The sequence below is a fragment of the Geobacillus sp. ZGt-1 genome (genome assembly GCF_001026865.1).
Classification (GTDB): Bacteria; Bacillota; Bacilli; order Bacillales; family Anoxybacillaceae; genus Geobacillus; species Geobacillus thermoleovorans.
The window spans coordinates 50,105-59,232 of sequence record NZ_LDPD01000008.1 but is presented as its reverse complement, the minus strand read 5'-3'; the positions used below and the strand labels follow the sequence as shown (position 1 = coordinate 59,232).

The 9,128-nt window shown below is 35.9% G+C and carries 9 protein-coding genes and 5 pseudogenes; 5 read left to right on the top strand and 9 right to left on the bottom strand.

What is annotated here, in order from left to right; translation table 11 throughout:
* The 8 genes and pseudogenes from VU18_RS18905 to VU18_RS18285 form a co-directional block, all read right to left on the bottom strand.
* A pseudogene (locus VU18_RS18905) lies at positions 1–361 on the bottom strand (DUF4868 domain-containing protein); the annotation flags it as partial.
* A complete protein-coding gene (locus VU18_RS02475; RefSeq protein ID WP_236687257.1) occupies positions 354–947 on the bottom strand; it encodes a hypothetical protein in 594 nt (197 codons plus the stop codon). The pseudogene VU18_RS18905 and the gene VU18_RS02475, both read right to left, overlap by 8 nt.
* An 842-nt stretch (positions 948–1,789) precedes the next feature.
* Positions 1,790–3,280 carry a recombinase family protein gene (locus VU18_RS02470; RefSeq protein ID WP_020279450.1) on the bottom strand — a complete coding sequence of 497 codons (1,491 nt, stop codon included), beginning with the start codon at positions 3,278–3,280 and terminating at the stop codon, positions 1,790–1,792.
* 16 nt (positions 3,281–3,296) lie between these two features.
* Positions 3,297–4,381: pseudogene (locus VU18_RS18900) on the bottom strand (recombinase family protein); the annotation flags it as partial.
* Between the two features lies 1 nt (position 4,382).
* Positions 4,383–4,458, bottom strand: a pseudogene (locus tag VU18_RS18895) (hypothetical protein); the annotation flags it as partial.
* 1 nt (position 4,459) lies between these two features.
* A pseudogene (locus VU18_RS18890) lies at positions 4,460–4,664 on the bottom strand (recombinase family protein); the annotation flags it as partial.
* Position 4,665: 1 nt separating this feature from the next.
* Positions 4,666–4,808 (bottom strand): recombinase family protein (locus VU18_RS21015; protein ID WP_255351071.1); only part of this gene is annotated, 143 nt, incomplete at its 3' end.
* On the bottom strand, positions 4,805–4,969 hold the full coding sequence (locus tag VU18_RS18285; RefSeq protein ID WP_011230102.1) for a hypothetical protein: 165 nt from the start codon (positions 4,967–4,969) through the stop codon (positions 4,805–4,807). The genes VU18_RS18285 and VU18_RS21015, both read right to left, overlap by 4 nt.
* Before the next feature lie 164 nt (positions 4,970–5,133).
* Here VU18_RS18285 and VU18_RS02460 point away from each other — a divergent pair, with 164 nt between their 5' ends.
* A complete protein-coding gene (locus tag VU18_RS02460) occupies positions 5,134–5,481 on the top strand; it encodes a helix-turn-helix domain-containing protein (RefSeq protein WP_011230101.1) in 348 nt (115 codons plus the stop codon).
* 87 nt (positions 5,482–5,568) lie between these two features.
* On the opposite strand, the gene VU18_RS02455 is transcribed toward VU18_RS02460, so the two are convergent.
* Positions 5,569–5,811 (bottom strand): hypothetical protein, encoded by a 243-nt coding sequence (locus tag VU18_RS02455; RefSeq protein WP_011230100.1) that lies wholly within the window; start codon positions 5,809–5,811, stop codon positions 5,569–5,571.
* Between the two features lie 131 nt (positions 5,812–5,942).
* Between VU18_RS02455 and VU18_RS18880 the strand changes: the two are divergent.
* The 4 genes and pseudogenes from VU18_RS18880 to recJ all read left to right on the top strand — a co-directional run.
* Positions 5,943–6,729: pseudogene (locus VU18_RS18880) on the top strand (recombinase family protein); the annotation flags it as partial.
* 1 nt (position 6,730) lies between these two features.
* Positions 6,731–7,397, top strand: a 667-nt coding sequence (locus VU18_RS18875; protein WP_236687255.1) for a zinc ribbon domain-containing protein, incomplete at its 5' end; no start/stop codon positions are given.
* A gap of 14 nt (positions 7,398–7,411) precedes the next feature.
* Entirely contained in the window at positions 7,412–7,843 is a 432-nt protein-coding gene (locus VU18_RS02445) for a hypothetical protein (RefSeq protein ID WP_047757594.1), read from the top strand.
* Positions 7,824–9,128: single-stranded-DNA-specific exonuclease RecJ (gene recJ / locus VU18_RS02440; protein WP_047757614.1), on the top strand; the 1,305-nt coding region annotated here is incomplete at its 3' end. The genes VU18_RS02445 and recJ, both read left to right, overlap by 20 nt.

The window sequence follows — 9,128 nt, the reverse complement described above, 5'->3', positions numbered from 1 at the left end:
TTATTAAAGTCCTTGCATCATTTTCAACTTGCTCATTATTTATACGCTGAGTCCATAAATAAAGTTGATTTAAATTATTTATTTCAATATATCTTTTTATTGTCTCGCTTTCTTCGTCAACTTCTCTAATATTTAATACTTGATAATTTTCTGTTACATCCTCTAGCAAAGCCTTTGTGGTTCCCAACAACCAATCTTGTACTGATTGGTCGATTGGAATTTCTTTTGGATCACAATCATCATAAACAGATTGTGTTCCTTCTCTTAGTACAGAACCTACTATAAATAACTGGTAAACGTAATCATTGTTATGTTCCATTTCATTAATTTTTTCTTTTACATAAATCAATTCATCATTCATTTTGTTGCCCCCTACTCCCATCGATTAATACTGTTTCTTTATCTCTAATAAAACGATAACAAATTATTTTTTTACCTAAGCATTCCTCGAATTTATCATTTTTAGAAATAAGGAGTGCTTCACCTAAATCTGTTTCGATAGCGTATATTCTTAATTTTAGAGCTGCCATAACTGGATTGACATAAAGTAAATCTGAATACATCGATAACCAGAATATTAAAAGAATAAGAACAAATAAAACTATTATATCCCTAAAATTATCCATATCTAGACTAATCAGCGGTAAAACATAAGTAACAAGGTAAACTAATATATCCCTATCCCTAGGTTGTATTTTCTTAATGGTATATTTTTTCTGTCCAATCCTTTTTTTCTCTGTGGTTCTTAATTCAAACAATATAAACAATATCGATAATAATGAAATTACCAGCAGCAAAGTTGATATAAGTCCCATTACTCCATTTAATGTTTTAATCTCTAACAGAAACAATATATCGATAAACCTCCAATATTTAATACAATAAACAAGGAATTCATAATTAAAAAATTTTATAAACAGTACCAAAAATAAAGGAAAATAAGACATAAAAAGAAATAATAAACGAAACCAAAATGGAATTAACAATTAAACCTCCCCCAATTGGCAGATACCACCAATATTTTAACGAATAAATTACCTTTATTTCAACAAAAACCCATTTAGTATTCTGATTCTTTTTAATATAAAACCTTCATATCCCTCAACTACCTCCTTGCCGAACTGCAAATCCTTGGATTTTCCTTGTTACTACTCCAAAACCGAACAATTTTGCTTGTTCGCCTAATCTAATTTTGAATCAAGGTAAATTTATGATCATAACATTAGTGATGTAACTTTACTTTAGTCGCTAAAAAACAAGGAAGTTCTCTCGATGATGTATAAAATTTTGAAAATTCTTGACGGTACCGTTCTCTCCTCCTTGTTTAAAGTTGTAATGAGAATAGAATTAGATCTTGTTGTTTAGTTTCGATTTCTTTTTCTAATTCTCATTATTCTGTTTTAAGCATTGACACGGTATTGCACTAACATATTCTTCAACACAGTTGGTCTAATCATCTTTGACATTGGATCGATAAGATGTAACAGTAATACTTAACCAACCTAATTACCGAGTTTCCAAATCTCCTCTATCCAAATAACCGAGAACTGTTAAAAAAGGACTTCCTTGTCCATAATAAAATTAGGACAAACCCCAGCTTGTCCCTTGAAATCAAAGGTTTTTCTTGAATTTCAGTCGTATCAATATCGGTAATTTGGGGCTGATCGCGATCGGGTCCTACCCTTAATTACCGAGAAAAATTGCTTTACCTACCAATATATGCACCTAATCACCGAGATATGTTATTACATAAATAAAAAAATCTCCTGCAAATGAGGAGATTTTTGTATCATTTATCATCTAAATTGAAACGTAGTTTACATTGCAAATGTCCTTTTTTATTAACCATAATTTCTTCAAATAAATACAGGAACAACGCTCGCATATCTTCATTGCAGCTAGAGACAGGAGCCTGAAATTGTTTTAAATGATCTCTAATTAAATTTTCATTTTTTTGAACCTCTTCTAAGAATTTTATTTTTGCCTCTTTTTCCTCAATCCAACGTTCAATTTGATGAACTTTGTTTAGGATTCGATCTTTTGTAATGATCAATATTTTGATGTGAGGTTCCTTTTCTTCCTTCCTTTTAAAGGCTTTTTCAATTTCAATATCGCAAAGCTGGAGTTTTCGTTTTTCTGTTTGCCATGACACTTTTAAATCCTCAATACTTTTCTTGATGTTGCTAATTTCTGTTTCCACTTTTTCCTGAACAGCCGAGATCAGTTTCTCTGTATCTACACCTTGATAACTTCTGAATACTTTTAATACCGTTTGATGTGCATCATCTGCATCTATTTTATAATTGCATGATTTGCATAAATACACTTTCTTTCCATATACTTTTCCCTGGTTGCTCGTCGTTCGCTGATCTTTTCCAATTAACCCCCCATTACAATTTTGGCACTTTAACAAACCTGTTAACAGAAAAGATGTTTTAAAGTGTTTCGGTGGAATTTTTCTCTCGTTCTTTGTTTTGTATAGATTCCAGCAATATTCCCATTCTTCAATCGTTAAAACCGCCGGAATAAGTGGACTTTTTTTCATTATCCACTCACTTCTGTCTTTTAACGCATTGTGTTTCTTTTCGTGCTTTCTTCTGATCGCGATATAACCTGCATAAAAGGGATTCGTAATGATGTTTTTTACACGGTCCTTAGTCCATGCTTTTCCACGATAACTGTTTTCAGGAAGCTGTCTGGCAATAGATGAAAAACCATGATGATTTTTATATAACTCAAACACTTTTTTCACCAATTCTATTTCAGCTTCCACTATATCAAACTTTTCAGTTCCTCCTTCCTTTTTGGAAGTATACTGATACCCAAACGGAGCCCTGCCACCTGTCCATCGTCCATTTTTCGCCAACGTTTCAATTGCATTTTTTGTATTGATCCGGATTTTATCCAGCTCATATTTGGCTATTCCATCTTTAATCGCTCTAAAAATAGTGTCGCCAAAATCATATAAACTTTCTGTTTCACTTTCGATGATTGGGATATCTAATATATGCATCGTTGCGCGTATCAGATCATGTTCTTCAGGTATGCGTGCAATACGGGAATGTGAGTAGATAATAACGAAGTCAAATTTCTTTTCATAAGCTGCAGCAATCAATCGCTTATATCCTTCACGATCTTTTTTTCGTGAAGACACTCCCTCGTCCAGAATTTCCTCCACAATTGTACACTGATATTTTTCGGCTAAATCATAGGCGCTACGACGCTGTGTTTCCATTGTCTGCTTATGCGTGGAATGCCGACCATAAAAAACCCCCTTCATGCCGGGTGTCAAAATCTTAGATAAGTCCAATTTCTTCCCTTCCCTCCAATCCTGTAAATAATGGATGACGGAAAATAATTTCAATTTTCTCTTTACTGACCCGAACACGAGAGATAATGTCCTGCAGCAATTCTATTTTTTGATCGTCTTCCATGTCCGGATCAATCATTTTCAACGATGATTCCTGTTTCCAATCATGTATCGTCTTAAACTTTTCGTTCATTTCGAAAATCCTGGATTCTAATTCGGATTTAACAAACAAGCTTTGTTCATATTTCTTTAACATCTGTAACATCGACTTGTTTAATTGAAGTTCTTCTTCCTTTGCCAGAGCATGCTCCACTCTCTGTACCATACTTTCCTCTAACTGTTTCAGTTCACGGTCAATTTGCTTAATGGCTTCGATATATCCCTTCGTTTCTCCCTTGTATATTTTCTCAATAACCTCCGCAAATTGCGTATGAATAATTTGGTTAAAGAACTCATTCGCATGTTCAATAACTGTGTTTTCTAACCAATCTTTTGATGCTCGCACTTTGGAATGTTTTTTACATTTATACACTAAAAACGTTTTACCCTTTAATTGATGTGGCTTGCCATGCATTACTTGATTACATTCATCACAATAAACAAGCTCTTTTAATAAAAATACATGGTTTTCATTTTGATTTTCTTTTGATTTTTTGCGTCTCTTTACAACCTTACTCATTTTCTTTTGAACGTTTTCCCATACTGTTTCATCGACAATCTTAAGATGCGGCACATCTTTTTCAATTTCTTCTCCCTTTATGTGAGATATTCTTTTTCCTTTGTAAATAGGGTTTGTAAGAACGTTTTGCATATTAGAATAGTTCCATTCCTTATTATCTTTAAAGCGCAGTCCCAATTCGTTTACTATCTCTACAAATTTTGTGAGGGAGCTAAAATCTTTTTGCAAAAATAAATCATAAACGTTTTGGATTGTCTTTACTTCCTCTTCAACTAAAATCCAATCAGACTCCTCCTTATCCTCTTCAAGATCCTCTCGGGGTGATCGATACCCAAATGGAATACGTCCCCCAGCATGTTTTCCTTCTCTTGCTACAGTTACTTTAGAATCTTNCAATTTTTGAACCAATTTTTCAGCATCTTCCTGGTTCATGGCGGCGACAATCCGTTCAATTAATTCAGCCTCCGCCNTATACATCATAGGAAATTCAAAGTCCGCTGCGAAAATGACATTTACCTTATGCTGCCTTAGTAAATCATATAAACTCATATACTGTTGTACATTTCGTGCCAAGCGGCAACGGCTGTACACAATTAAATTTTTTACGCGCCCCTTTTTTATTTCCTCGATTAGCTGCGCCATGCCCTTTCTCTCTTCCATTTTCTTTTTTCTGGCNGACGTTTCTCGATCCATAAACTCATCATCGATCAATAAACGGTTTTTTGCTGCTACCTCATGCACATGCTGCATTTGCATTTCAATGGATAACTTCTGCTTTTCTTTGCTAATCGAGTTGCGGTAGTAAGCAACCGTTTTCAATCATCCAACACCTCCGAGTCCCTTTTCGTTTCTTGCCTGTTCTGTATTTGCTTCAAAATAATATCTGTGTACAAGTCAAACCACTTTTCAGCTGCCTCTGGATCATGAACATATTGAATAGAAACGACTTGGCAAGTTACTTTTGGGATTTTTCTTTTCATTTCTATCTCTCCTCAAAAAATTTATGATGTTTTTCTAAAACTTAAGCTTACAAACAGGATTTTTTTGGATGAATGTTGAAATACAATAAAGCCTTTGTTTCTAACCAAACCTGTATTTCTTTGAAAATACATGCGTCTAGCCATTTTTATGGAGGAATTCGAATATGTTGCAACATATAGGAGAACGAATTCGTGTGCTAAGAAAACAAAAAGGAATCAGTTTAAATGCTTTCGCTGAACGGTTAAATGTTTCTCCCGCTTATCTCAGCAATTTAGAAACGGGTAAAACAGATACCATTCAGCTTTCACTTCTCGAAAAACTTCAAGAAGAACTCTCACTCCTTCCTGTTGAAACAACACATTCCAGTGATAGCGAATTCGATATTCGGATCCAGCATGTCATGAAACAACTAAAGGAATTGGAACAAAAGCACCCTGAAGTCGCTGATTACCTCCTTTCCACACTGGAACGAGGAGTTCATTTGTTTTTAAATGAAAACTCCACTCGCTAATTTTATGATAAACAAATTTTGGGAATTTTATTCACTATAATAAACATATGTTTATAATCATGAATAAAATTAACAAAAAAGGAGAGCCTAACCATCGATCGGTTGGCTCTCTTTTTGTTGGAAGGCAACTTGAATCTGTTTGGCTTGTTCCTGACCGATTTCTTTATGCAATAGGTGATGAATTGCGCTTCCCTTAAACTTCTGTTCCCATGCAACCATTTTTTCTTGGATCATTTGAGCAACGGGGTGGCTATGAAGATCGTGGATGTCGTCAAATGAAAATTTTCCTAAACTGCTATTTACGGAGAAGCGAACTTTCACATCTTCCATCGTATTCCCCCTTTGCTCATACATATGCAGAAAGTGAGGTGGGACAACCCTGCAAATCGCCCAAACTCATTGTTTGGTTCATCCACACATATATATGGGATATGGGACAAACAGTGTTGGAGGCAATCTGTATGAAAGACACTTTTCAAGAAAGATCGATTGCTTTATATTGCCGCGTTTCTACGGACGAACAAGCTCGGGAAGGGATTTCGCTCGATGAACAACAAGAACGGCTAAAAGCTTATTGCCGAGCCATGGGATGGAGTGAAGAACCTCTACTTTTTATAGATGACGGTTATTCTGCTAAGAATCTTGATCGTCCGGAATTAAATCGTTTATTAAAGGAAGTAAAAAAGGGGACGATTTCCAAAATATTAGTCACGAAATTGGACCGTTTGAGCCGACGACTATTGGATCTTTTGAAATTAATTGATATGTTCCAGGAGCATAACGTTTCATTTATTTCGATTAGTGAATCGTTTGACACCAATACTCCATCCGGTCGTCTCACCTTACAGGTTTTAGGTGCGGTTGCTGAGTTTGAACGAGAACGAATTCGGGAACGTGTTTTTGAAAACATGCTGCACGCAGCCAGACAAGGAAAATGGTTAACACAAAGCCCTTACGGTTATCGGTTACAGAATAAAGAGTTGGTTATTTATGAACCGGAAGCACAAATCGTTCGAAACGTTTATGATTGGTACCTTAATAAAGGGCTCGGCTACTATGCGATTGCTAAAAAGCTAAATGAAGAAGGAATACCTTCTCGTCAGAAAAAAGAATGGTCGATTCGGGCTATTAAACTAATGCTTACGAATCCCGTATATAAAGGAACCCTGTTTTGGAACCGCATGGATTCCAGTAAATCGAAGCGGGTAAAAAAAGATGACGCTGATTGGGTTGTCCTTGAAGACGCTTNTCCAGCTATTATTGATCAAGCTACATGGGAACAAGTACAAAAAAGAGTAAATAAAAAACAAATGGCACCTCGAGCACAGACAAGTCCGCATTTGCTTGGTGGACTATTAAAATGCGGCAGATGTGGTTCAGGAATGAGCATTGGTTGGTCAGGTTCAGCGAAAAATCGCTATCGCGTTTACCGTTGTTCCGCTAACAAAAACAAAGGAACGTGTACAAGCAAACAGTACCGCGCTGACGATGTGGAATCATGGTTTAAACATGGGTTATTAAAGTTAGCCGATTCGATTAACTCCCAAATGATTCCTCATCTTATTCAAAAGGCTGCTGAAAACGAAGAGAGCACAATCGAGCAAAAAATTCGAACCGCTAAAAACCGTTATAAACGAAAAGTGGAAGCGTACACTGCAGGACTCATTGAATTAGAAGATTTAAATGAAGAAAAAAAGCGGATGGAACAAATCATTGCAGAAGTTCAAAAAACGGAAAATGCTTCTTCGGTGGATGTAAAAAAGCTTGAGGCAATGGTGAAAGAAAAAATGAACAATGTGATCGATGCAATCGATGTTTTACCAGTCCCGGAAGCAAAATCATTAATTAAAACGATTGTTGAAAAAGTGATTTTACTTGATGAAAAGGATATTGAAATCGTATTAAACATTCAGTAAATGGAGTTGACAGCATGAAACCGATCACCTTACGCCAATTGCTCGATACTAATCAATTTCAGAATCTGCTTCATCTAAAAAAAGAACTGATCTCTTACAAAAATTCGGGTGTCATTTTTTATAAAGAAGTGATGAGTTCGCTTGAAATCGACACGCCATTCGAGTTGTATTTTGTGTTGTCAAAAGGAGCATTCCCGTTAGCAACATTTCTAGAGGGAGGAATTGAATACGAGAACGCATTCCCGATGCCAATTAATTTTTACAGAGAGTATTTAACATATAACCGTCCTCTAGAGTACCTTGCGTTTTTTTATCAAGAATACTACGGAACAAAAAACATCCCATCCGACCGATTTTTTCAAACATTAAACGTTTTTCAAGCCAAAAAATATGTTTGGTTTTACAACTCACGAGAGGACGGTAAGTATGGATTGGGTACCGTTTGATACATCACTAGAAAAACATCCCAATAAAGCTTTGATCACCTATATGGCAAGACAGTTTGATATCGAACCGGTACTGATGCACCACTTGTTTATTCACGGCATCGACAATTGCGAAAAAGTATCACGATTCATATTTCCGACCATAGATGATTTTCATGATCCATTTCTGATGAATGACATGAAAAAAGCGATTATACGCATTATTAAAGCCTTGACGCAAAAAGAAAAGATTTTCATTTATGGTGATTATGATGTAGATGGAATGACAGCAACGGCTATCCTGTACAAAGCTTTAAAGAAATTTAAAGCAGATGTCCATTATCGATTGCCACTTCGCAGTGAAGGGTACGGTTTGTCCCCGAAAGCAATGGAAAAAGTTCCGGAAGACACCACTTTAATTATTACAGTAGACAATGGATCAAGTGCCCACCCTGCCATGGAAGTGGCAAAAAGAAGAGGCATGGATGTCATTGTTACGGATCATCACGAAGTTTTAGGTCCGCATCCCGACTGTTATGCGTTTATTAATCCAAAGCGTCATGACAACACTTATCCTTTCCCGCATCTGGCAGGTGCGGGAGTCGCTTTAAAAGTCGTACAGGCACTATTTATGGCAGGAAAAATTCCTTGGGATAAACATGTTTACGAATTTATTGAGTTTGCCACGTTAGGTACGATTGCGGATCTAATGCCTCTCAAAGGAGAAAATCGTATTATTTGTAAACTTGGATTGCAAAAAATGAACTATACACCAACCCCTGTATTAAAAAAACTCTTTGAGATGTTACGAATTAAATATGTCGATAGTTCCACCATTAGCTTTCAAATTGGACCGATTTTTAACTCGTCGGGACGAATTGGTGATCCAAACCAAGCTGTGGATATCCTAGTCAACCCTTTATGTGCAAAAGCCGATCTTTATTCATTAATTACTTTAAATAAAAAGCGGCAACAAATGACAAAAGAACAATTCCAACGTATTGAGGAACAAATTATTCAAAATCAATGGTACAAACAAAATGTTATTGTTGTTTGCGATGATTTTCACAGCGGAATTATCGGTCTCATTGCTGCAAAAATAGCCAATAAATTCAAAAAGCCAGCGATTGTGATTTCCTTGACAGGAGCCGGTTCTGCCAGAAGTGTAAATGCGACGGATTTTTCCATGATTAATGTGATTAAGAAATGCTCCCATTTCTTAACCAAATACGGTGGTCATCGAGCCGCTGCTGGTTTTTCGATTAAACCCGATTTTGATCATATTCATGCTTTTAGAGAAGCGATT

What these genes read in the sequence shown, in the direction of transcription:
- VU18_RS02475 (WP_236687257.1), bottom strand. Translation starts at nt 947, where the DNA reads ATGTCTTATTTTCCTTTATTTTTGGTACTGTTTATAAAATTTTTTAAT.
- VU18_RS02470 (WP_020279450.1), bottom strand. Translation starts at nt 3,280, where the DNA reads ATGAAGGGGGTTTTTTATGGTCGGCATTCCACGCATAAGCAGACAATG.
- VU18_RS18285 (WP_011230102.1), bottom strand. Translation starts at nt 4,969, where the DNA reads ATGAAAAGAAAAATCCCAAAAGTAACTTGCCAAGTCGTTTCTATTCAA.
- VU18_RS02460 (WP_011230101.1), top strand. Translation starts at nt 5,134, where the DNA reads ATGTTGCAACATATAGGAGAACGAATTCGTGTGCTAAGAAAACAAAAA.
- VU18_RS02455 (WP_011230100.1), bottom strand. Translation starts at nt 5,811, where the DNA reads ATGGAAGATGTGAAAGTTCGCTTCTCCGTAAATAGCAGTTTAGGAAAA.
- VU18_RS02445 (WP_047757594.1), top strand. Translation starts at nt 7,412, where the DNA reads ATGAAACCGATCACCTTACGCCAATTGCTCGATACTAATCAATTTCAG.